This window comes from Bradyrhizobium sp. 23, from assembly GCF_023073295.1.
GTDB lineage: Bacteria > Pseudomonadota > Alphaproteobacteria > Rhizobiales > Xanthobacteraceae > Bradyrhizobium > Bradyrhizobium canariense_D.
Genome location: NZ_JADPJF010000124.1, coordinates 153,011 through 172,876, shown reverse-complemented (window position 1 = coordinate 172,876; position 19,866 = coordinate 153,011). Strand labels below are relative to the sequence as shown.

Annotated in this window: 27 protein-coding genes; 8 read left to right on the top strand and 19 right to left on the bottom strand. The window is 62.9% G+C overall.

Annotated elements, in window-relative coordinates; genetic code table 11:
• Positions 1-29 precede the first annotated feature (29 nt).
• The 10 genes from IVB32_RS30095 to IVB32_RS30050 form a co-directional block, all read right to left on the bottom strand.
• Complete coding sequence (locus IVB32_RS30095) at positions 30-353, bottom strand: hypothetical protein (protein WP_247412249.1); 324 nt, start codon at positions 351-353, stop codon at positions 30-32.
• Complete coding sequence (locus IVB32_RS30090) at positions 350-523, bottom strand: hypothetical protein (protein WP_247412247.1); 174 nt, start codon at positions 521-523, stop codon at positions 350-352. The genes IVB32_RS30095 and IVB32_RS30090 overlap by 4 nt, the downstream gene beginning before the upstream one ends.
• A complete protein-coding gene (locus tag IVB32_RS30085; RefSeq protein WP_247412245.1) occupies positions 520-1,260 on the bottom strand; it encodes a S49 family peptidase in 741 nt (246 codons plus the stop codon). The genes IVB32_RS30090 and IVB32_RS30085 overlap by 4 nt, the downstream gene beginning before the upstream one ends.
• A gap of 175 nt (positions 1,261-1,435) precedes the next feature.
• On the bottom strand, positions 1,436-1,786 hold the full coding sequence (locus IVB32_RS30080; protein ID WP_247412243.1) for a hypothetical protein: 351 nt from the start codon (positions 1,784-1,786) through the stop codon (positions 1,436-1,438).
• 17 nt (positions 1,787-1,803) lie between these two features.
• On the bottom strand, positions 1,804-2,844 hold the full coding sequence (locus IVB32_RS30075; protein WP_247412240.1) for a phage major capsid protein: 1,041 nt from the start codon (positions 2,842-2,844) through the stop codon (positions 1,804-1,806).
• Positions 2,844-3,401: a hypothetical protein gene (locus tag IVB32_RS30070; RefSeq protein WP_247412237.1), complete on the bottom strand. Its 558-nt coding sequence runs from the start codon at positions 3,399-3,401 to the stop codon at positions 2,844-2,846. The genes IVB32_RS30075 and IVB32_RS30070 overlap by 1 nt, the downstream gene beginning before the upstream one ends.
• A gap of 108 nt (positions 3,402-3,509) precedes the next feature.
• Positions 3,510-3,971, bottom strand: a complete 462-nt coding sequence (locus IVB32_RS30065; protein ID WP_247412234.1) for a hypothetical protein — start codon at positions 3,969-3,971, stop codon at positions 3,510-3,512.
• Positions 3,972-4,036: 65 nt separating this feature from the next.
• Positions 4,037-4,414, bottom strand: coding sequence for a hypothetical protein (locus IVB32_RS30060; protein ID WP_247412230.1), 378 nt, complete (start codon positions 4,412-4,414; stop codon positions 4,037-4,039).
• Between the two features lie 140 nt (positions 4,415-4,554).
• Positions 4,555-5,409, bottom strand: a complete 855-nt coding sequence (locus IVB32_RS30055) for a hypothetical protein (RefSeq protein ID WP_247412226.1) — start codon at positions 5,407-5,409, stop codon at positions 4,555-4,557.
• Positions 5,410-5,414: 5 nt separating this feature from the next.
• The gene (locus IVB32_RS30050) at positions 5,415-5,612 is read right to left on the bottom strand and encodes a DNA-binding protein (protein ID WP_247412224.1); all 198 of its coding nucleotides are present in this window, start codon (positions 5,610-5,612) and stop codon (positions 5,415-5,417) included.
• 101 nt (positions 5,613-5,713) lie between these two features.
• Here IVB32_RS30050 and IVB32_RS30045 point away from each other — a divergent pair, with 101 nt between their 5' ends.
• Together IVB32_RS30045 and IVB32_RS30040 are read left to right on the top strand one after the other, a co-directional pair.
• Positions 5,714-6,217, top strand: coding sequence for a hypothetical protein (locus tag IVB32_RS30045; protein ID WP_247412222.1), 504 nt, complete (start codon positions 5,714-5,716; stop codon positions 6,215-6,217).
• Positions 6,210-7,385: a site-specific integrase gene (locus IVB32_RS30040; RefSeq protein WP_247412220.1), complete on the top strand. Its 1,176-nt coding sequence runs from the start codon at positions 6,210-6,212 to the stop codon at positions 7,383-7,385. Before IVB32_RS30045 ends, IVB32_RS30040 begins: the two co-directional genes overlap by 8 nt.
• A 223-nt stretch (positions 7,386-7,608) precedes the next feature.
• Here IVB32_RS30040 and IVB32_RS30035 read toward each other — a convergent pair whose 3' ends face one another.
• The 3 genes from IVB32_RS30035 to IVB32_RS30025 form a co-directional block, all read right to left on the bottom strand.
• Positions 7,609-7,782, bottom strand: coding sequence for a hypothetical protein (locus IVB32_RS30035; RefSeq protein WP_245288489.1), 174 nt, complete (start codon positions 7,780-7,782; stop codon positions 7,609-7,611).
• A 169-nt stretch (positions 7,783-7,951) separates the two neighbouring features.
• Positions 7,952-8,317: a hypothetical protein gene (locus tag IVB32_RS30030; RefSeq protein WP_204511151.1), complete on the bottom strand. Its 366-nt coding sequence runs from the start codon at positions 8,315-8,317 to the stop codon at positions 7,952-7,954.
• A 15-nt stretch (positions 8,318-8,332) separates the two neighbouring features.
• On the bottom strand, positions 8,333-9,616 hold the full coding sequence (locus IVB32_RS30025; RefSeq protein WP_085349861.1) for a hypothetical protein: 1,284 nt from the start codon (positions 9,614-9,616) through the stop codon (positions 8,333-8,335).
• A 148-nt stretch (positions 9,617-9,764) separates the two neighbouring features.
• Between IVB32_RS30025 and IVB32_RS30020 the strand changes: the two genes are divergently transcribed.
• Together IVB32_RS30020 and IVB32_RS30015 are read left to right on the top strand one after the other, a co-directional pair.
• A complete protein-coding gene (locus IVB32_RS30020; protein WP_247296806.1) occupies positions 9,765-9,992 on the top strand; it encodes a DUF2171 domain-containing protein in 228 nt (75 codons plus the stop codon).
• 729 nt (positions 9,993-10,721) lie between these two features.
• On the top strand, positions 10,722-10,883 hold the full coding sequence (locus IVB32_RS30015; RefSeq protein ID WP_085349841.1) for a hypothetical protein: 162 nt from the start codon (positions 10,722-10,724) through the stop codon (positions 10,881-10,883).
• Positions 10,884-10,992: 109 nt separating this feature from the next.
• On the opposite strand, the gene IVB32_RS30010 is transcribed toward IVB32_RS30015, so the two are convergent.
• The 3 genes from IVB32_RS30010 to IVB32_RS30000 all read right to left on the bottom strand — a co-directional run bounded on the left by IVB32_RS30010 (position 10,993) and on the right by IVB32_RS30000 (position 12,545).
• Positions 10,993-11,799 (bottom strand): hypothetical protein, encoded by an 807-nt coding sequence (locus tag IVB32_RS30010; RefSeq protein ID WP_085385254.1) that lies wholly within the window; start codon positions 11,797-11,799, stop codon positions 10,993-10,995.
• A gap of 184 nt (positions 11,800-11,983) precedes the next feature.
• Positions 11,984-12,232 carry a hypothetical protein gene (locus tag IVB32_RS30005; RefSeq protein ID WP_247296808.1) on the bottom strand — a complete coding sequence of 83 codons (249 nt, stop codon included), beginning with the start codon at positions 12,230-12,232 and terminating at the stop codon, positions 11,984-11,986.
• 76 nt (positions 12,233-12,308) lie between these two features.
• Entirely contained in the window at positions 12,309-12,545 is a 237-nt protein-coding gene (locus IVB32_RS30000; RefSeq protein WP_085385256.1) for a hypothetical protein, read from the bottom strand.
• A gap of 268 nt (positions 12,546-12,813) precedes the next feature.
• Here IVB32_RS30000 and IVB32_RS29995 point away from each other — a divergent pair, with 268 nt between their 5' ends.
• Positions 12,814-13,161, top strand: coding sequence for a DUF6481 family protein (locus tag IVB32_RS29995; RefSeq protein ID WP_018457771.1), 348 nt, complete (start codon positions 12,814-12,816; stop codon positions 13,159-13,161).
• Positions 13,162-13,299: 138 nt separating this feature from the next.
• Here IVB32_RS29995 and IVB32_RS29990 read toward each other — a convergent pair whose 3' ends face one another.
• Complete coding sequence (locus IVB32_RS29990; RefSeq protein WP_247371098.1) at positions 13,300-13,542, bottom strand: pentapeptide MXKDX repeat protein; 243 nt, start codon at positions 13,540-13,542, stop codon at positions 13,300-13,302.
• Between the two features lie 325 nt (positions 13,543-13,867).
• Here IVB32_RS29990 and dctP point away from each other — a divergent pair, with 325 nt between their 5' ends.
• The 3 genes from dctP to IVB32_RS29975 are packed head-to-tail and all read left to right on the top strand — an operon-like array spanning position 13,868 to position 16,796.
• Positions 13,868-14,890 (top strand): TRAP transporter substrate-binding protein DctP, encoded by a 1,023-nt coding sequence (dctP, locus tag IVB32_RS29985; RefSeq protein ID WP_085349845.1) that lies wholly within the window; start codon positions 13,868-13,870, stop codon positions 14,888-14,890.
• Positions 14,887-15,441 carry a TRAP transporter small permease gene (locus tag IVB32_RS29980; RefSeq protein ID WP_247296812.1) on the top strand — a complete coding sequence of 185 codons (555 nt, stop codon included), beginning with the start codon at positions 14,887-14,889 and terminating at the stop codon, positions 15,439-15,441. The genes dctP and IVB32_RS29980 overlap by 4 nt, the downstream gene beginning before the upstream one ends.
• Entirely contained in the window at positions 15,438-16,796 is a 1,359-nt protein-coding gene (locus IVB32_RS29975; RefSeq protein ID WP_007591317.1) for a TRAP transporter large permease, read from the top strand. The genes IVB32_RS29980 and IVB32_RS29975 overlap by 4 nt, the downstream gene beginning before the upstream one ends.
• 45 nt (positions 16,797-16,841) lie before the next feature.
• Here IVB32_RS29975 and IVB32_RS29970 read toward each other — a convergent pair whose 3' ends face one another.
• The gene (locus IVB32_RS29970) at positions 16,842-17,753 is read right to left on the bottom strand and encodes a hydroxymethylglutaryl-CoA lyase (protein ID WP_018457768.1); all 912 of its coding nucleotides are present in this window, start codon (positions 17,751-17,753) and stop codon (positions 16,842-16,844) included.
• A gap of 1 nt (position 17,754) precedes the next feature.
• The gene (locus tag IVB32_RS29965) at positions 17,755-19,770 is read right to left on the bottom strand and encodes an acetyl/propionyl/methylcrotonyl-CoA carboxylase subunit alpha (protein WP_247296817.1); all 2,016 of its coding nucleotides are present in this window, start codon (positions 19,768-19,770) and stop codon (positions 17,755-17,757) included.
• Positions 19,771-19,866: the final 96 nt, after the last annotated feature.

The window sequence follows — 19,866 nt, the reverse complement described above, 5'->3', positions numbered from 1 at the left end:
ATCCCACAATTTCAGCGACCCGGTGACGGTCATCGGGGCACCTCGACGTTACTGCCGGCGGCGGCCCGACTGAGAAGGACCGCCGCCGGCTCAGCGCCAGCCTCACCGGCTCGCGTGCCAGTAAACCGATGTGGAGGCTGCAGTTCAGGAAGCCGTACGTTCACGGCTTCGATGCTCCCGTCGCTTGCGCGATCGATCTCAAATTGAACGACCATACCTTTATTCGGATGACCCAGCGCCGCCACGTGAAACCAGATCGAACGGCAAAGGATATCATAGTCACGGTTCTTGCCGGCCGGAGTCAGCAGGACAATCCGATGCGCTTCAGACTCGAACGCGACGACGCCGATCATCGCGACACCTTCTGCTTGCGACGGAGGCTCGATTTCGGCCGCAACATTTCGACGCGCTTCTCTGCCTCGGCGAGCGCTTTGGCCTTTGCCCGCCGGCCCAGCTTTTCGTCGGCGTGCACACGCAAAAGGTTTCGAAGTGCTGCGGCCATGCTTCTGTTGTCGGCGGTCATCGGCGCGCCTCCGCGTCGAGGATTGCTCGATAGTGATCACCAGGCGCCGGGTTCTTTGCCCGTTCCTCGGCAAGGATCGATCGAAAGGCGGCGCTCGACCTTCCGGAAGCTGTCGGCGGCGACGTAGAGAGCGCCGTTTCAACTGAGCCGATTTGATCTACCATTCCGGCCGCCTTGGCGGCATCCGCGAGGAGGCAGTCCCCCTGGCCGAACCGCTCCGCGACTATGGATGAGCTCACATCTCGACCGCGCGCCACCGTTGCAACGAATTTCCTCGCGATGGCGTCGATGTCGGCTTGTGCTCGCTTTTTGGCCTCCGGATCCAGCGGTTGGTACGGATTGAGATCGGCCTTTCGGGGCGAAACCTTGCTCGTCAAAAATGTTGGCTTCACTCCGGCCTGCTTCATCGCTTCGCTGAAATCCATGTGCAGCGAGATGACGCCGATGCTGCCAGCTGCTCCGCTCGGAGTGATGGTGATGCTGTCGGCCTGGCTCGCGATCCAGTACGCCGCAGAAGCAACCAGTCCGTCGCAGTAAGCGACGACGGGCTTGGTCCGTTTGGCGCTCGCGATCGCTGCGGCTGTCTCCTCGCAGCCCGTAACGACACCGCCGGGGCTATCGACGAACAGCACGATCTTGTCGACTGATCTATCCACGACGGCCAGCGCGAGCGCGCTCCGTATTCTGTCGTAGCTCGCAAAGCCGAACAGGTCGCTGAGGAACGAGCCGCGCTTCATCAACGGCCCGATGATCGGGATTACCGCTACGTTTTGCGCAGGCGCCGCCGGCCGCTTTGACGTTGCGGAAGCGCTCGCCTGGTGCGCCATGCGCGCAACCATGCCGTCGAAAGCCCGCGGATCTAAGGCCCACATGTCGCCTTCGGCGCGGAGCAGGTCGTATGCCGCCCGAGTTTCAGTCATCGGTAGGCCTGCTGCTGTCATGGCGCGAGATGCCAGCCGAGCCGCTCCAGCCACGCTCCGCGTTCGTGCGCGGGTCTCCGTGTCCTTCGGCACCTTGGCCGTGGACGCTGGCGCCGCCGGTCGAGCGGTGCTTTGTGTGAAATTTGACGCGGCCGTCAAAGTGGTTATTCGCGGCCTCGATCATCTGATTGCTGTAGGGATCTCCTTTGCCCCAAGGAAGGTGCTGCGCGGCGAGATGTTCGTTCCAGCGTTCGCGCAATGCGGCGAGCTCGTCACGCGTCGGGGCGTGGTTGCCGGCGGCCTCGAATTCGTCGAAGAATGTCTTAGCGATCGCTTCGCCCATCACTCGCGAATCGTTGTTCATGGCCGTGCTCCCAGTGCGATGAAGGGAGATTCCGTCAGGGCCGAATTCCGCCGCGTCACCGGTGACGTCCAGCCTGGCTGGCCGTCAACGCGGTATCTGATTTTGAATGCCGATTCGGACTCGAGAAACCGGATCGCGATCGGCCCGATAAACTGCGGCTCTCGCTCCGCAAGCAGATACTGCGACAGATCGGCGAGGACGAGATCGCCGGCACTGCCGAGGGTCGGGTTGACGTCAGTGGGAATGACGGGCACTCCGCCGATGCGGGCAAACCATTCGCCGCCAGAAGGCCCAGCGTACATTGCTTGATTAACCGTTGCCCAGTTCACCTGAGCGAGCTCTTGCTCGTTGTCGACGTGCAGCAGCCACACCGCGGTCTTTCGAGATGCAGCTGGCAACCGCTTCAGCATGTCGCCGAAGTTGTCAGCGAGGAAAGTACCTGTGGCTTGGCCCGTCACTTTCGCGACAGTGATCAGCGCGCCGCTATTGAGGATGCCGAGGAAGCGGGCGCCGCCGATGCCATTGATGATTTGGTCTTCCATGACGGAAGCCGCTTCGTTGGCGAACATCCGCTGGAGCGCGGCGTCAAGACCTGGTGCGTCTTCGATCAGATCGTCGGTTACGTAAACCAGACCTGTCAGTTTCTTGAGTTGCATCTTCATCGAAGCAAACGACGGCTTCGATTTGGTGATCATCTGCGCCTCGTCGAGCCAGAACATCCTCACGCCGCCGAACCGCGAGCCGTCTGCGCGGCTTCGCTCGTCGATTGTTGGCACGTGGATTCCGTCACCTCGTGAGATTGGTTGACGATCGACGCGGCGAAGTATCTCGCCGGTCGCGTAAACTCGCTCCCAAATTCCGGCGGCCCAACTGTCCGGCACCAGGAAGGAGCCGTCATGATCGACCTGCTCCGAGATGCCGGTCGCGGCCGCTTGGTGGTCCATGACGAGGCGAGGATCGTACTTCCGGTGCACGCCTGCGATGACGACGGCACGGACGAAGTGCGCGAAACTCGGGAACGGCTCGGCGTAGGACATCAGAGAATTCCCATGCTGCGAACGCGCTCGCCCCAGGCGCTAGCGACCGTTGATGCAATATCCGTCCGGCAGAAACGGAATACCGAACTCAGGTCGGGCAAAAGCGCCGACGGCTGAGGCGATACCGCTGCGAATTCGTCGTGAATCCGCGCTTCCTCGACCAGTTCCTGGGAAAGCTGCTTGAGCGCATCGGCGATCTTGCGGACGGCCATCTTCTGTCTCGGCTGGAACGACGCCGCGATGCGATCTGCCTCAGCCTGGCGTTCCGCCGCGAGCCGCTCGCGATGTTCGTGGAGCGCGGGCACCGCTGCATCGATCTCTTCGTCGAGGACCTCAATCTCCTTCGCGAAAGCATCGGGTTTCGCACGGGCTCGGTCGACGTACGGCTCAGCGAGCCGGAGAGAAACGGCGCACCTGTCTTCGTCGATGCGGATGGACTTATGCTCGGCATAGGCGAACTGCTGCGCCAGCTTCATCGCCCGGAGGCGGTCGCACTTGTCGCGGAAGGCGAGTTCGGGATCAGCGGGCGGATCAGGCTTGGCGGCGAGTGCGTTCATCGTGTGACCTCGGTCCGGACCAACCAAGATCGCGATCGCAACGGCGTCGCTACTCGCTGGCCCGAATCGACGTCTGCGGCGATTCGTTTGCAAACCGTTGCAAGAAATTCAGCCAGCTAAGATATCGTGGAGTGTGCGGCGCCTCGGGAGCTCGCCGCTGAGGACCTTGGCGATCTGCCAGAGCGCGGCGCGGCGGGGATCAGCAAACGGGCAGAATAGGTCGTAGCGCGCCGAGCCGCCCCAATCTGCCCCGCCGGTGAACAAACTGAACTCGGCTGTTAGCCATGTGACCTTCGCGCTGGTGCTGGCTGTCCGCGGTCCAAAGCGGCGAACCATTTCCCGCATCAGTTCTTCACCCCGAGCGCGACGCTCGCGATCGGAGGCAACGGGAAGCTTGGCGTGGAGTCGTGCCACAAGCGCCGCTTCGCCCGGCGGCAGTGGCACGCCGTTCTCGAGATCGGCGACGATGTCGGAGATCGGCCGGGCAGACATCGCGGCAAGCGCGTCCGCCGACATGCCGTCCACGGCGCGCTGAAATCTGCCGTCCAGGCCGAGGAGCGCGTCGACCAAGAGGTCCGTCTCCTCGACTGGCAAACTCGCTGCCTCGATGGCAATGCGGAGCGCGCGGTCTGACATCATTCGGTTCCGAACAGCTTCAGGTCGCGCGCGAGCCGGCGGGAGCTTGCAGCTGCGGCCTCGCACTGGCGCATCAGCAGTAACGCGTGGCGCTGCGCTGGCTCATTGCCGAATGGATTCAGCCCGTGAGTGTCAAACGGATCGTGGCACTTTTGGGCGGCAGCCTTTGCCATTCGGCGCAACAGAGCAAGCCTCGACCGGCCGGCGACGTAGTCGCTCAACAGGTCGAGTTCTGTAGTCAAAACCGGCTTTCCGACGTCGTTTCGAGCCTGGATCAAACGTCGGAAGTCAGCCTTTTCAGTCCGCGTCATCCAGCGCGGCGGCGCCAATACAGCGGAAATCACGGGTTTCTCTGAAGATGCTTTGGCTTTCGTCACGGGAGATTTTCCATTTCAGGTCCGGATTTCCGGCAAAAACTCGAGATCGAATTGAGTCCCGCCGGTGAAAAAAATTTGCGCGTGCGTCCAATAGCGGTCGGATTTCCCTTCGGCAGCTGGGAAGCGAAGCCCCCGGGGGTCTATCGGTCAGTTTGCGGTCGACTGAAGTCCTCCTCTGTAAGATCGGAGCACATGCCCGCGATGGCGCTCTCCGCGCGACTGGGCGGCCGAGAGGCTCCGCCTGCGTGATCCAGTCCTCGGGACGCGTTGGTGGCTGTCGCCGGACGAGCCGGGTTCTTCCAGGATCCTGCGTCCAGCCAATTGCGCGGGCTCTTGATGTATTGCGGATCCTTCCCTTGCTTCTCGGCAGCGTACCGCATCGCTCCATTGAGCAGTTCGTCCGAGGAGGCTTTCTTTCGAGCTCGGCCGTAGGCTTTCTTCGCAGCATCCTCATCAATTGGATTTGGGAACTGAGCCATGAAGGCTTTGAACTCCACTTCCATCATTGCCTTTGCATGCTGGCGGGAGACTCGTTCCGCCGGCTGCGTAGCAGTCGGCGGAAGGTCCAAGGTCCAAGGTCCAAGGTCCCTGGTCCTAGATACTGATACTGATACTAGGTCCGTCGTCGCTTCCTCGCGAGGTTTCGCGACTACTCGCGAACCTTCCTCGAAACTTGGCAGTCGCGACTTGCTCGGTTTGTCAATTTTTTGGTGTTTCAGCCAGTTAGTGATTTCGAGATAGACCGCCCCGGACACTTCGTATCGCCTGATGCAGTTCTCTCGCTCGAGTTGCTCCAGCCAGCCGTCGATCAGCCCGGGGGCATCGTCGTCGTATGGGTAGAGAAGGCTCGCGAGCATTCGCGAGTATCCGCGAGTTCTCCCCTCGTCGTCGACGAGGGTGAAGAGCAGCAGGAACAGCAGCCGAGCTTCCCGGCTGACCCGGCCCATCGATTCAGACTGCGGAAATTCTGGCTTGATCGTGCGGATGCGGGGCATCGAGCCTAAGCCGCCTGGTTCGCTTCCCGCTCGAGCCGGGCAAAGTGCTCGAGGATGCTCGTCTTTCTGGCGTTCCAAGTTTTGCCCGTTTTGAAACCCGGGATCTGCTTCTTCTCCAGCATGTAAAACGCTTGGCGTTCTGTTTTGCCAATGAACCCGCCGATAGCCTTCGCACCCGTCAATAGATCGTCCGACATGTTCATCCAATTGCTCCCGTTAAGCGGATTGAGTCCATTTGACGTACGCTTATTACAAAAGGTTGACAAGTGGGTCGAGTCCACTTTACTTGGACCAACGTCTTACGATGGAGCGCGATTTGTCGACGACAGTTACGGTCCGCGAGTTGGCTGAATGCATCCGTCGCGATGACGAAAAGCTGGCGAACGCTGTCTACCGGATTCAAAACTGGACCGAAGAGGGCTTGTTGACACCGGTCGGAGACCGGAATCCCGGAACGGGAAAGCACCGCTCCTACCCGGAAGGCGCATTAGCCGACGCGCTCGTCCTGAGCATCCTTACGGAGGCTGTCGGCATGAAGGCGGTGAGCGGCCCCCTCGGCCGCATGTTCAAAGAGATCACGAAGGTTAATCTGAAGAGCAAAATCCAGAAGGCCGCTCACGCCGCCCCGGGGGAGACATTTCTGTTGTTCGGTCTCTCGCGCCCTGAAGCGGCGCTTCCCGAGGTGGGACTATGCAACGCCAAAAATCTGGCAGGATTTCTCGCGGAATCGTTTCACGAAACTCACGTCGTGATCGATCTTGGCAAGCTCAACCACGACCTCGTCTCGAAGAGGAAGTCCGATGGCTAAAGTGAGGAAGCGCACCCTCCCCTCTGGACTCGTTCGCTGGCAGGCCGGCTACGTCGACGGTGCCGGCGAGCGTCGCTTCAAATTGTTCGAGCGCAAGAGCGACGCCGAGGCTTGGTTGGTCGAGACAAGACACGACCTCGCCCGAGGTCTGCACACGCCTGGCAGCGTCTCGCCCACGATGAAGGAAGCCGCGGCTCTTTGGATTAAGCGCTGCAACGAGAAGGGCCTCGAGCCGACAACAGTGAGGGGGTACGAAGAGCACGTTGACCTTCACATTGTGCCGTTCATCGGCATGAAGAAGGCGGCAGAAATGACCGTGCCAACGATCAACGGTTTCGCCGATCAACTTCGCGACGCTGGCCGCTCGACGGTGATGATCAAGAAAGTAGTCGGGTCGGTTGGCAGCATCTTTAAGGAGTTGCGCCGACGCGGATTGGCGAACACAGCTCCAACAGCAGGAATCGATCTGGACCTTGGTGATGACGATCGCGAGGACCCGCGGCCGATCATCCCGACCAAACCTGAGTTGCAGGCGATCATCGCCGGTTGCATCGACCGCTGGCGCCCGGTTATATTGGTCGCGATCTTCTGTGGTCTGCGAGCCAGCGAGCTCCGAGGCCTCACGTGGTCAAACGTAGATCTCGACGCAAGGCAGTTGACCCTCACCCAGCGCGCGGATGCCTTCCATCGCATCGGCAAGCTCAAATCTAGAACGGCCTATCGGTCGGTCCCCTGCCCGTCCCTGGTCCTGAACGCGTTGCGCGAATGGAAGCTGAAGTGCCCCAAGGGAGACCTCAGCCTGGTGTTCCCCAACGGCATTGGAAAGGTTGAATCCCACTCCAACTTGCTCGAGCGCGGCTTGCATCCCATTCTGGTCGCTGCCGGCATCACAGAGCTAGCCCCGGTGCTGGACGAGGCTGGGAAGCCCATACTGAACAATGCGAGCGAACCGATCACGCGAGAGGTCCCGAAGTACGGGATGCACTCCCTGCGTCACGCCTGCGCTTCTTTATGGATCGAGAGCGGCTACAATCCGAAGCAGATCCAGCGCCTCATGGGGCACAGTTCGATCAAAGTCACCTTCGACATCTACGGTCACTTGTTTGCAGATGCCGAGGCCGATCAGCGCGCTGCAGAGAACGTCCAGATACGGCTTCTTGGAGCCTGACGGCAACACCATCGCAACACGGGGGAGCTAAAGCATTGATTTCTTTGAATGGCCGAAAGGTTTCTACTCTGAGGGTTGCAGGTTCGATTCCTGCCGGGATCGCCAATTTCGGTCTCATCCGTTCATCGTGAGCCCGATCTACGGCGCGCACCTGCAGAATCCGTCCTTCACGAACGCGTGGGCCGCCTCGCTCCGGCCTTTGATCCGGGCAAACGAGCCCTATCTATTCGCCGGGCGACGTGCGCCCGATAAGGACTTCGATGCCACTATCCGACTTGACGAGAATGGCGATCGCGTCGGCGGTGGCGGTTGTAGCAATATCGTTTTTGGCAGTTGACGCGGGAGTCGTGAACTCCGGTGTGGTCACAAAGCCGATCGCGACGGCCCGGGCCACCATCGCGGACGCGGCAGCGAGTCAGCACCAACTCGCCTTCGCCGTTCAAGCGTGGGCGCGTCGCGGCCACCAGAAGCCGGCCGTGGAAGAATGCCTGGCGATCGATTGAAACAGCGCAGTTTGTCGCCCCTCTCGTCTGGCGGATGTATGCGCAACGTAACAATCATGTTTGTTATAGGCCGTTATTCCCCCGGATGAAGATCGTCCAAATCCAGCCGAACAGTGCGCTCAAGGCGGCGACCGATGCGGCGATTGCCGCGGTCCGAGTCCACCAGATCTGCCGCTCGTGCCGTTCGATATCCGCCTCGGATTTTTGATTATCTTTCCAGTTCAGCCATTCCTGGGCGAACCCGATCGTCATGACGGGCGCGGTTCCGATCGCGATCGCTCCTGCGGATGCCGCGTCGGTCTGGGCAAGGCGCGCTCGGACGTTGGCTGCACCCGTCTTTTCAAGCACCGCAAGCCATTGCCGGGACTGTTCGTCTGAAACATGCCACGTGCATTCCCTGTAAGGAAACGCTTTCGGTCGCTCTGTCATGGCCTTGCACCGCACTCACCCTTCAGTGTCGCCTTGATGTCGCGCCCACCACCCGGCAATCGCCGCTGCTAGATCCTTCCACAACTCAGTCGGCAAATCCGGCACCGCCACCCGGACGCTGTACCGATCCGTCGTCGCGTCGTGAAACCACTCGGTCGCCGCGAAATCGAAACCAAAACTGCCGGCGTGGCGAATGGGGAAGCCTTTGCCGCTCAGGTCGCGGCTCATGTCCTCGGCGGCCTGCCGCGCGGTCGCCTCATCGAGGGCGCGCCTGCCGCGAAGCGTGACATAGAGGCCGTGGGTGAAATGCAGCTCGGCCGAGAGCGAAGCGAGCTCGGCGGCGAAATATCGCGCCGCGTGGCGACCGTTGCGCAGAATCGCAGCGACGCGCCTTTTCGTCAGGGCCCAATAGGCCACAGAGCCCACGAATGGCGGGAAGTGCGCCGGCAACGCCGCGCCACCGAGAAGCCGGACGGCATTGCGGGTTTCCGCCGCCAGGCTTTCGGACAGCAGCTGGCCCGCCTTGAGGTCCTTCCGGCTCCAATGCACGAACACGGCAGAGCCGAGCCGGCCGTATTCCACCCCGAGCGAATCCAGCTTGTTATGGCTTCGCACCAACACGACTGCAATGTCCCATCGCGCGGCCCATCTCAGGACGCGCCGGATGCGCCCCGATCTGCCAGCGAAACATGTCGTGTCGAAAATCAAGAGATCGAGCCCCGAACCGTCGCAACGCAGAGCCGCTTCGAACGCCCCGGCAGGGGCGCATGAATCGAGCAGGAGAAAGCGTGGCAAGGCTGCCGCAGCGAACGCTTCGCCCAGCGGGAGGCTGGCGGTGACAAGCCGCAAATGGGGAACGAGGCTCTCGATCAGCTCCAGTGTCTCGCCGTAAGTGCCCGGCAGCACCACGACGTCTGCTTTGCCGATGATCCGTGCGGACGCGAGCAGCAGCGCGGAGATCGCGGCCATGCCGGAGGCGGTATAGATCGCCTCGCCCCTGCAGCCCCGCTCGAGTTCATAGAACGAGGGACCACTCACCTTGAGGTCCGCGCGCTGATAGTCGTAGCTGAACACGAACGGACCGCTGCTGGGAGACGCCGCATGCGACCAGGCCGTCTCCGTCGCTCTCCAGTCCTGCAGCGCATGTTCCGCGCGTAGTGCGGCGGCGAGCTGAAACTTGGAGACCACAACCTCGTCGACCGATTGCGGCCGAGCCAAATGCAGCGGGCTCCTCAGGCAATCGTTCAGCAGCCCGATTTCCCTGTGCTTTCGATCGAGATAGGCCTCGGAGGTCTCCATGCGGATCTTGATAAGCGTCTTGATGCGGATCTTGGCAATTGCGACTGCCATTCAACGTTCGGCGAGCGCATTGGCTCCAACAGCCGGGCCCGCCTATCCTTGCAACGAAGACCGGTCCTCGCCGTTGACACGGCACAAGGAGAACATCATGAGCGAGATCAGAGAGCACATGAAGATCGTCGGCAAGGACGGCGCACATGTCGGCACCGTCGACCGCGTCGAGGGCAACCGTATCAAGCTGACGCGGAAGGACAACCCGGAAGGTCACAAGGACCATCATCATTACATCGACACGAAATATGTCGGTGCCGTCGAAGGCGATGTCGTCAAGCTTTCGGTCAATGCCGAGGCGGTGCCGAAGTCGGAAGCTGCCTGACACAGTGCAGCCCGTCGGGGACTTTTTGTTTGTTCACGGTCCTGCTCCGCTTCGTTCCCCGAAACGAATCGCGATCGGAAAATCGTCGTCCGAACGAGTCTTAACGGAGCGTTTCGGCGGCTCGCGTCAGGCGTCGAGTGTCACGAGCATAGGCGCCGATGGCGGCGTTCTCGCGCGAAAAAATTGAAGGGGGCGCGGAACGAACTTGCGATCGGCGCGTTCGAAATCCAGTGGTGCCGATTTGCCAGCCCCGATCGGCTCTCGAGAACCCCGTGCTTGTCCCCCCGAGCACGGGGTTTTTCTGTGAATACCAGTTCTCTCGTAACAGAGAGAGCTCAGTCCGTCCGCTCTTCGCGCCGGTCGCGGGCGAGTTGATGCCAGGCCAGGGCCAGCTCGATGAGACGTTGCCGGTCAGGACCTTCGGCCGCCACGGCGCGCTTCATCGCCGTCTCGGCTTCATGCTGTGGATCGTACTTGGTACACATGAAGCCAATTCTAGCCGGACGATCTGGACAAGCGCGTGGCAATTTCGTCCGTATGATTGCGGGGTAATGCCGTCCTCGCGGATTTGCGACGCAATCCAATTCACGCATCTGTCGAACGACCCGCCCCGATTGGGGGCTTGATGCGTACCGATCTGTGAAGTGCGTCACAGCCGGCGCACGGCGCCTCCGCTAAACAGTCCTCAGCGCTCCCAGAGAGCGAGAAGGCTTGGGAGATATTCCCGTCATGACGCAAGAAGCCGCAGCCGAAATTCCCGTCCCGACGCGAGGCGAAAGATCCGACCCGCTCGGCATCGCTTATCTTGCGACCATCGGCATCGTGATGCTGGCCTGGATCGCAGGCCTGGTCTGGGCCGCCATCGCGTTCTTCAGCTGGCTAGTGTCCTGACGCGCGGGGCGATCCCCTTGAATCAATTCCCGGCCAGCTGAGGGCCAGCGCCAAAACGAAAAGAGGCGGCTTTTCGCCGCCTCTTCGCTTCAGCCCTCGCCTGGCGTGCTCAGTAACAAGCCCGTGGATCAGCCTGCACGTACTGGCCGCTCGGATAGCGGTAGTAGCAGTTGCCTTGGGCCAGATAGTAGCCGGGGCGCGAAGCAGCCGTCGCGCCGGCGATCGCGCCGGTGGCACCGCCGATCACAGCGCCTGCGGCCGCACCCGAGGCGTTGCCCGAGATCAGGCCGCCCAGCACGCCGCCGACGATAGCGCCGCCAAGCGCGCTCGCGCCGGGATCGGCTGGTGGCGGCGGCGGCGGCGGTTCGTAGGCGACGGGCGGAGCATAGGCCACGGGGACGTCGTCGTAATAATCCTCCGAGATATAGGCCGGAGGCCCGTCCATCCGCTGCGGATAATAATACCGCGCGCCGCCCACATCCCACCACCAGCCAGAGCGGCCGTTGTGGACTTCGTGGCGCCAGCGTCCGCCATCCCAGGCGAGATGGCCGCGATAGGTGTGTCCGCCCCAGTCGCGCGCCGGTGCGGGACCCCTGGCGTAATTGCGTCCGGGCGGCGGACCGCCGGCATTGCGAGGGCCAGGACCTGGACTCGCGAGAGCAGGATTTGGACCCGGACCAGCATGACCAAGACCGCCGGCGTAGGGCTGGACGCCGGCCTGTGGCGCCGGCCGGGCAGCCTGCTGCGGCGGCGGCCCCTTTCGCATGTTCTGCGGCGGCGCGCCGGCGCCTGGCCCGGCCGATGGCTGGGCGGCGTCTCTCGGCGGTCTGGCGTCCTGAGCCTGCGCCGGGACGGCGAGCAATGACATCGCCGAAACCAAGGGAATGATGATCTTGATGCGACTGGACACACTCATGCGTGCTTGCCCCCTACTCTTTCGATTGCCGTCAACCGCCGTGATGCCTGGCGCGATAGACGATTCGGCTCGCGCTGAGCTGATGCCGGCTGACATGACTGACCTGCTTTGGTCGGCTAAGTCCCGTTACAAATGATTAAGATCACGACATTTTTTCGTCCGCGCGGGTCGCTCTGGCATGCCTCTAGTGGGCCGGCTCGATCACATTGCAGTTGCTTCGCCCGGACATCAGGCAGTCCTGCATCTTGCTCGCGGAGGTGAGATCGCGGGCGAGCCACCAGCCGACGCCGAGGATCAGGATCGCGATGATCAAGCCAGCGATGGCGCCGCGGCGGTTGTCACCGGATTGAGGTTTTGGAGTGGATTTCGGCTTCGCGCCCGGTTCGGGCTTAGCTTCGGAGCTGGCTTCGGAACTGGCTTCGGGCTTGGACATGGCTGACCGATCACGGGGGCGAGCGGGCTTTATCACCTCTGCGGCGTGGCGTCACATCCCGTCCAGCTTCTCCCGGTTAGCCTCGGGTCGGCCGGATCGCTTCCTTGCGGGAGGTTTCGGCCGCCGGGATCGCCTGCTGGACGCGCGGAGCGCAGGTCGTAAGCACAAACGCGGTCTGGGTGCATTCCCAATCCGTGCCCAGGACGGCACTTTCGATTGGTTGCGGACGGGCGAGCAGCAGCGCGGCAGTGGCCAAGGCTGCCACCACAACGGCGATTGCGAGCGCCTTCAGGCTCAGTCGTGAGATCGTCATACCCGTGCTCCGCGTCTCATACCCGGGCGGACGCTAGGCACCGCCCTGGTGCCCCCTTATGAGGGACATCACAATTCGGCAGTTTTTCGGGGCTACGAGAGATCGTCGGGGGCGGCGATTTTCGTCTACCTGATCGGCTGCGATTATAGGTGGCATCACGGCGCGCGCCGATGTACACGCATCTGCGTCGCGCGGCGCCCGCTATGCCCAGCCGACGTACCAACAGGCAGTGATGTAGGATCGAAAGCGAGGATGACAAGGTTCGCCGATGAGTGGATTTAGGGAACCAGGCTTCTCCGACCGGCAAAAGGCGGCACAGGAAGCACGCAAGAACCTTTTGAACAAATTCAAGTCGCAGCCGGGGCCGGATGATCCCGCGGTTGTGGCGAAGCGTGCGGAGCGCGAGGCCCTTGCGGCCAAGCGCGCCGAAGCAAAGGCTGCGCGCGACACGGAAAAGGCCGAGCAGAAGCGCCTTCAAGAAGAAGCTGCCGCGCTCGAGGCCGCGCGGATCGCCCGCGAGGCCGAAGAAGCCGTCGCGAAGGCGGCCGAAGCCGAGGCCGAGCAAAAAGCCAAGCGGGACGCCCGCTACGCCGCCCGCAAGGCGAAGCGCAAGTAACGTTTGCAAGTCTAACGCGCGCAAGTCACGTTCAATTGAATTTGGACTGAAACAAATGCTCTGGGGGCGGTCTACGTGACCGCCCCCGGATTTTTGGCGCGCGTCAGCCTGTCGCAAGCGCCTCTCGACGTTGGAAGATCAGTGCTTCTTCATCATCCCGTCGTCTTTCTTCATCCCGTCCTTCGACATCGTGTCCTTCTTCATGCCGTCGTCCTTGGACATGGTGTCCTTCTTCATGCCGTCCTTGGACATCGTGTCCTTTTTCATCATGCCGTCATTCTTGCCCATCTTGTCCTGGGCAAAGGCGGCCGGCGACAGCGCGAGGCCGAGCGAGAGAACGGCCGCCGAAACGCCGAGCGCGATGCGGGTACGAATGGTCATGACTGGTCTTCCCTTCGAGATGGATGTTGGTCAGCGACGGACGTCGCTATCTGATCTCGACGGATTGCCACGGGGCGTTGTTACGCGGCCGCTGATAAATTTCCGCGAGCCCGCCGCCATCCTTGGTTCTGCGGATGTAGGAGATCGGGAGTGTGCAATGCAGCATCACCGACGCTTGCCGCGGCATTCGGTCTCGAACTATCAGACTAGAGAACATTGTCTGAAAGACCGGCTAGGATGGGCCTCAGCGCGGTCTCCAAGACCGGCCCAAAATCACGGCAAAGCAAACAAGAACCTTCCAAGAACCGTCCAAGGGAATCACGCCATGTTCACGCGCCGCCACCTGATCGCGACCGCCGTCGCCGCACCCGCCATTCTCCGTTTCAGCACCGGCACCGCGCATGCCGCGACCACGCTGAAGATCTCGCATCAATTCCCGGGCGGCACCGTCGACAAGGGCGATTTCCGCGACCGGCTCTGTCGCGTGTTCGCCGCCGAAGTCAGCAAGCGCAGCAACGGCGACATCGCCGCCGAGATCTATCCGAACTCCTCGCTGATCAAGACCAACGCGCAGTTCTCCGCGATGCGCAAGGGCGCGCTCGACATCAGCCTCTATCCGATGCCCTATGCCGGCGGCGAATTGCCGGAAACCAATATCGGCCTGATGCCGGGCCTCGTCACCACCTACGACCAGGGCATGCGCTGGAAGAAGGAGCCGGTCGGCAAGGCCTTGACCGACTTCCTCGCCGACAAGGGCATCATCCTGCTCAGCTGGGTGTGGCAGGCCGGCGGCGTCGCCAGCCGCTCCAAGCCGATCGTGGCCCCCGAAGATGCCAAGGGTCTCAAGGTGCGCGGCGGCTCGCGCGAGATGGACATGGTGCTGCAGACTGCCGGCGCATCCGTGCTGTCGGTGCCCTCGAACGAAATCTACGCAGCGATGCAGACGGGGGCGTGTGATGCCGGCATCACCTCCTCGACCAGCCTGATCTCGTTCCGGCTTGAGGAGGTCGCGAAATCGCTGACCTCGGGCGCAGGCGCGTCCTATTGGTTCATGCTCGAGCCGCTGATGATGTCGAAGGCGATCTTCGACAAGCTGCCGAAGAACCAGCAGGACGTCCTGCTCGCGGTCGGCACCGAGCTCGAAGCCTTCGGCCGCAAGGGCGCGCAGGACGACGATGTCGAGGTCGCCAAGGTCTACGAGAAGGCCGGCGCCAAGGTCTCGGCGCTCGATGCCGCGACCGTCGGCAAGTGGCGTGACATCGCCCGCGACACCGCATGGAAGGACTACGGCGCCAAGACCGCGACATCTGCCAACCTGCTCAAGCTCGCGACCGACGTCGCCGCATGAGCCACGGTCCGCTTCCGGATCGTGACGGCCAGGTAAACGCTGCCGCAAGGACCGGCCTTGCGGCAGCGATCGATCGCGGTCTCGCCATCCTCAACAACATCATCGTCGTGTTCGCCGCGATTGCGCTGATCGCCGCCTGCGCCATCCTGAGCTACAGCGTGCTCAGCCGCGCCTTGTTCAAGGCTGCCAATTACTGGCAGGACGAGGCCGCGGTGTTCCTGCTGGTCGGCGCGACCTTCATGACGGCCGCCTACGTGCAGCAGAACCGCGGTCACATCGGCATCGAGGCCTTCGTCGGCCTGCTCTCACCACTGGCGAACCGGATCAGGCTCTGGCTGGTCGATGCCGTGACGCTTCTGTTCTGCGCTTTCTTCGCCTGGAAGTCCTGGACACTGGCGCATGAAGCCTATGTCGATGGCCAGGTCTCGAACTCGATGTGGTCGCCGCCGCTGGCCATCCCCTATTCGCTAATGGCGTTCGGCATGAGTCTGCTCTGCGTCCAGATCCTCGTGCAGCTTGCGCTGCCTTTCGCTGGAGCCAGGCGTTCATGAGCGTTTTCGGTATCGGCCTCGCCTACGGGATCGCGACGCTTGTCGTGATGTTTTCGGGCATGCCGATCGCGTTCGCGCTCGGCGCGGTCGCAGTCGTGTTCATGGGCATCTACATGCCCGCCGCCTCTCTCGACACGGTGACGCAGAATGTCTACGAGGAAATGGCCTCGATCACGCTGCTGTCGATCCCGCTCTTCATCCTGAAGGGCGCCGCGATCGGCAAGTCGCGCGCCGGCCAGGATCTCTACTCGGCCCTGCACGCTTGGCTGCACCGCGTCCCCGGCGGGCTCGGCGTCGCCAATGTGTTCGCCTGCGCGCTGTTTGCGGCGATGGCGGGCTCCTCGCCCGCGACCTGCTCGGCAATCGGCTCGGCCGGCATCCCCGAGATGCGCAAGCGCGGCTATTCCGGCGGCTTTGCCGCGGGGATCATCGCCGCCGGCGGCACGCTCGGCATTCTGTTGCCGCCGTCGATCACCATGATCCTGTTTGCGGTCGCCGCCGAAAAATCGCTAGGACGGCTGTTCCTCGCCGGTATCGGGCCCGGCCTGCTGCTGGTCTCGCTGTTCGGCGTTTACGCCGTGATTCGCTTCCGCCAGGAATACGCCGCGGCCGAAGCGATCTACAAGAACGGCGGCCCGGAAGCTGCGATCCTCGCCCGCGACGAGTACACGCTCGCGGAACGCTTCAGCGTACTGCCGCGCGTGATCCCGTTCGTGCTGCTGCTCACCGGCGTCATGATCGCCCTCTATGGCGGTTACGCCACGCCATCAGAGACTGCCGGCCTCGGCGGCCTCTTGGCGCTGGCATTGATCGCGGCGATCTACAGCGTGTGGCGGCCGAGCGACCTTGCCCCGATCCTGAAATCGACGATCCGGGAATCGACCATGCTGATGATGATCATCGGCATGTCGCTGCTCTATTCCTACGTGATGAGCTATCTGCACATCTCGCAATCGGCCGCCGAATCCGTCGTCGCGATGCATTTGCCCCGCTGGGGCCTCTTGTTCGCGATCCTCGTCATGGTCGTCGTGCTCGGTTTCTTCCTGCCGCCGGTCTCGATTATTCTCATGACCGCGCCAATCATCCTGCCGCCGCTCCGCGCCGCCAATTTCGACATCATCTGGTTCGGCGTCGTCATGACCATCGTGATGGAGATGGGACTGATCCATCCACCCGTCGGCCTCAACATCTTCGTCATCCGCAACGTCGCGCCGGATATTCCCCTGCGCGAGGTGATCTGGGGCACGCTGCCGTTCGTGCTTTTGATGATGCTCGCGGTGCTGCTGCTCTGCTTCGTGCCGGGCATCTCGACCGCACTGCCGGACCTGGTGATGGGGCCGGACGGGAGCAGGTAGCTGCGTCCACCATCATTGCTTCGCTGCGCTCGCAATAACGGAGAACTAGGAGCTGGCGCGCTTCCTCTTCGCGTTCAGTGCGGAGGCCACGCGGCTCACCGGCGGCTTGCCCAGCACGCCGCTCATCTCGTTGGTTGCCGCCAGCAACCGGTCCATATCGACACCCGTCCTAATCCCCATGCCACCGAGCATATAGACGACGTCCTCGGTCGCGACGTTGCCGGTCGCGCCCGGCGCGTAGGGGCAGCCGCCGAGGCCGCCGGCGGCGGCGTCGATGACGCGGACGCCTTCCTCCAGCCCCGCATAGAGATTGGCGAGCGCCTGGCCGTAGGTGTCGTGAAAATGCATCGCGAGATTGGCGGGAGGGATGTTGGCGCTGACCGCCCGCAGCATCTCTTTGGCTTTGGCAGGCGTACCGACACCGATCGTGTCGCCGAGCGAGATCTCGTAGCAGCCGAGCTCCCACAGCGTGGTGGCGAGATCGGCGACCGCTTTCGGCTGGATCTCACCGTCGAACGGACAGCCCAGCACGCAGGAGATATAGCCGCGGACCTTGACACCATCGTCCCTGGCGCGCGCCAGCACCGGCTTAAACCGTTCGATGGACTCCGCGACCGTGCAATTGATGTTGGCCCGCGAAAAGCCCTCGGAGGCCGCGGCGAACACCGAGACGATCTTTGCGCCGGCCGCGCACGCGGCGTCATAGCCCTTCTCGTTCGGCACTAGCACGTGGAATTCGGCACTGGTCAAATGGCTAACGCCGCGCAGCACGGCGTCCGAGCTCGCCATCTGCGGGATCGCCTTGGGCGAGACGAAGGCGCCGACCTCGACTGTATTGAGGCCGGCCGCGACCAGCGCCTCGATGAAGGCGATCCGGGCCTCGACACTGACCGCCGTTTTCTCGTTCTGGAGGCCGTCACGCGGCCCCATTTCGATGATGCGGACCTTATCGCTCATCTCATTCTCCGGAAGGCTCGACCACGGCGAGCTCGACGCCCTCCTGGACGATGTCGCCGACCTTGCATTTGATGGATTTCAGCACGCCGGCATAGGGCGCACGCAGCGTCTGCTCCATCTTCATCACTTCCAGGGTGAGGATCGGCGCGCCCTTCTCGAGCTTGGCGCCCTCCTCCGCCAGCACGGCGACGACGGTGCCCGGCAAGGGCGCTGCGATCTTGTCCGCGCCGGCCTGCTCCTCCATCTCGCCGCCGAACGGATCGACCCAATGCAGGTCGAATCGCCCGTTGCGCGTGCGCAAATACAGCTCATGGCCGTCGATCACGGCCGCGACGAACGATTTGACGCCGTCAAGCGTCACGTCGAAGCCGCCGTCCCGGGGCGCGATCGCAAATGCCAGCTCGCGTTCGCCGATCACCAGCGTCGCTGGTCCGCTGCCATAGTTCAGCGTGATCTTCTGCTCGGACCCATGACCAACACCATGACCCGCGCGAAACGCAAAATTGCGCTGGCGGCGGCCGACCGGCATCCAGCCAAAGGTCTGCCAGGGCGAATTCGCGTCCGCCTGTGCAGCCTGCCGCTCGTGGTTGATCACAGCGGCCACCGCGGCGCAGAGCTCGAGCTCGCCCGGCGCCGCCGGGGCCTGCGTCAGAACCGTCAGTTCGCGCTCGATGAAGCCGGTGTCGATCGCGTTCGCCCTCACCTTCGGATGCGTCATCAGCGCCGACAGGAACGGGATGTTGGTCACGATGCCGCGGACGTCGGACTCTTCCAGCCCGCGGTTCAGCCGCTCGATCGCGACATCCCGCGTCGGCGCCCAGGCGATCATTTTTGCCAGCATCGCATCGTAGTACGGCGAAACCGTATCGCCTTCCCGATAGCCGGAGTCGATGCGCAGCCCCCCCGTTTCAGCGGGCAGACGCCAGGTTGATATCTTGCCCACCGACGGCATGAAGTTCTTGGTCGGATTCTCCGCGTAGACCCGCGCCTCCACGGCGTGGCCGTGAAGCTTGATCTCGTCTTGCTTCAGCGGCAACGCCTCGCCGAAAGCGACGCGCAACTGCCACTCGACCAAGTCGATCCCCGTGATCAGCTCGGTCACGGGATGCTCGACCTGGAGACGAGTGTTCATCTCGATGAAGAACACGTCCTCGCCGTCGGACACGAACTCGATGGTGCCGGCGCCGACATAGTTGACGGCGCCCGCGGCCTTTCGCGCGGCGGCACAGACCGTCTCGCGCTGGGCGGGATTGAGCGTCGGCGACGGCGCCTCCTCGATCACCTTCTGGTGGCGGCGCTGCAGGGTGCATTCGCGTTCGAACAGCGAGAGCAGATTGCCGTGGCTGTCGCCGATCACCTGCACCTCGATATGCCGGGGGTTATCGACATATTTTTCGATCAGCATGCGGTCGTCGCCGAACGCGGCCTTGGCCTCGCGCTTCGCGCTGACGATCGCAGGCGCAAGTTCATCCGCGGAGCGAACGATGCGCATACCACGGCCGCCGCCGCCGGCGGACGCCTTCACCAGAATCGGGAAACCGACCTTCTCGGCCGCCTTCGCCAACGTCGCATCGTCCTGCGCCTCGCCGTGATAGCCGGGCACCAGCGGGACGCCGGCCTTCTCCATCAGCGCCTTGGAGCCGGACTTCGAGCCCATGGCAGTCATCATTGCCGCTGTCGGGCCGACGAAGACCAGGCCGGCGTCGAAACACGCCTGGGCGAATTCGGCATTCTCCGACAGGAAGCCATAGCCGGGATGGATCGCCTCCGCGCCGGTCTTGCGCGCGGCCTCGATCAGCCGTTCGGGATTGAGATAGCTGTCGCGGGCACGCGCAGGCCCAAGCAGCACGGCCTCGTCGGCGAGCGCGACATGCATTGCGTCGCGATCCGCCTCGGAATAGACCGCGACCGTGCGCAGGCCCATGGCGCGCGCGGTGCGGATCACGCGGCAGGCGATCTCGCCGCGGTTGGCGATCAGGAGGGTGCGAAAACGGCGGTAGAGCTTTGAGCGGTCCATCGCATCACATCCTGAACAGGCCGAATTTCGTCGGCTCGATCGGCGCATTCGACGCCACCGAGAGGCCGAGGCCGAGCACCAGCCTTGTATCGGCCG

Excerpts from the sequence above, each read along its gene's own strand:
- IVB32_RS29995 (WP_018457771.1), top strand. The coding sequence starts at position 12,814 with ATGAGTGGATTTAGGGAACCAGGCTTCTCCGACCGGCAAAAGGCGGCA.
- IVB32_RS29980 (WP_247296812.1), top strand. The coding sequence starts at position 14,887 with ATGAGCCACGGTCCGCTTCCGGATCGTGACGGCCAGGTAAACGCTGCC.
- IVB32_RS30070 (WP_247412237.1), bottom strand. The coding sequence starts at position 3,401 with ATGAACGCACTCGCCGCCAAGCCTGATCCGCCCGCTGATCCCGAACTC.
- IVB32_RS30045 (WP_247412222.1), top strand. The coding sequence starts at position 5,714 with ATGGAGCGCGATTTGTCGACGACAGTTACGGTCCGCGAGTTGGCTGAA.
- dctP (WP_085349845.1), top strand. The coding sequence starts at position 13,868 with ATGTTCACGCGCCGCCACCTGATCGCGACCGCCGTCGCCGCACCCGCC.
- IVB32_RS30090 (WP_247412247.1), bottom strand. The coding sequence starts at position 523 with ATGACCGCCGACAACAGAAGCATGGCCGCAGCACTTCGAAACCTTTTG.
- IVB32_RS30095 (WP_247412249.1), bottom strand. The coding sequence starts at position 353 with ATGATCGGCGTCGTCGCGTTCGAGTCTGAAGCGCATCGGATTGTCCTG.
- IVB32_RS29970 (WP_018457768.1), bottom strand. The coding sequence starts at position 17,753 with ATGAGCGATAAGGTCCGCATCATCGAAATGGGGCCGCGTGACGGCCTC.
- IVB32_RS30030 (WP_204511151.1), bottom strand. The coding sequence starts at position 8,317 with ATGACAGAGCGACCGAAAGCGTTTCCTTACAGGGAATGCACGTGGCAT.
- IVB32_RS30040 (WP_247412220.1), top strand. The coding sequence starts at position 6,210 with ATGGCTAAAGTGAGGAAGCGCACCCTCCCCTCTGGACTCGTTCGCTGG.
- IVB32_RS30055 (WP_247412226.1), bottom strand. The coding sequence starts at position 5,409 with ATGCCCCGCATCCGCACGATCAAGCCAGAATTTCCGCAGTCTGAATCG.
- IVB32_RS29965 (WP_247296817.1), bottom strand. The coding sequence starts at position 19,770 with ATGGACCGCTCAAAGCTCTACCGCCGTTTTCGCACCCTCCTGATCGCC.
- IVB32_RS30080 (WP_247412243.1), bottom strand. The coding sequence starts at position 1,786 with ATGGGCGAAGCGATCGCTAAGACATTCTTCGACGAATTCGAGGCCGCC.
- IVB32_RS30005 (WP_247296808.1), bottom strand. The coding sequence starts at position 12,232 with ATGTCCAAGCCCGAAGCCAGTTCCGAAGCCAGCTCCGAAGCTAAGCCC.
- IVB32_RS30015 (WP_085349841.1), top strand. The coding sequence starts at position 10,722 with ATGACGCAAGAAGCCGCAGCCGAAATTCCCGTCCCGACGCGAGGCGAA.
- IVB32_RS30075 (WP_247412240.1), bottom strand. The coding sequence starts at position 2,844 with ATGTCCTACGCCGAGCCGTTCCCGAGTTTCGCGCACTTCGTCCGTGCC.
- IVB32_RS30000 (WP_085385256.1), bottom strand. The coding sequence starts at position 12,545 with ATGACGATCTCACGACTGAGCCTGAAGGCGCTCGCAATCGCCGTTGTG.
- IVB32_RS30010 (WP_085385254.1), bottom strand. The coding sequence starts at position 11,799 with ATGAGTGTGTCCAGTCGCATCAAGATCATCATTCCCTTGGTTTCGGCG.
- IVB32_RS29975 (WP_007591317.1), top strand. The coding sequence starts at position 15,438 with ATGAGCGTTTTCGGTATCGGCCTCGCCTACGGGATCGCGACGCTTGTC.
- IVB32_RS30035 (WP_245288489.1), bottom strand. The coding sequence starts at position 7,782 with ATGGTGGCCCGGGCCGTCGCGATCGGCTTTGTGACCACACCGGAGTTC.
- IVB32_RS30025 (WP_085349861.1), bottom strand. The coding sequence starts at position 9,616 with ATGGAGACCTCCGAGGCCTATCTCGATCGAAAGCACAGGGAAATCGGG.
- IVB32_RS30020 (WP_247296806.1), top strand. The coding sequence starts at position 9,765 with ATGAGCGAGATCAGAGAGCACATGAAGATCGTCGGCAAGGACGGCGCA.
- IVB32_RS30085 (WP_247412245.1), bottom strand. The coding sequence starts at position 1,260 with ATGAAGCGCGGCTCGTTCCTCAGCGACCTGTTCGGCTTTGCGAGCTAC.
- IVB32_RS30050 (WP_247412224.1), bottom strand. The coding sequence starts at position 5,612 with ATGAACATGTCGGACGATCTATTGACGGGTGCGAAGGCTATCGGCGGG.
- IVB32_RS29990 (WP_247371098.1), bottom strand. The coding sequence starts at position 13,542 with ATGACCATTCGTACCCGCATCGCGCTCGGCGTTTCGGCGGCCGTTCTC.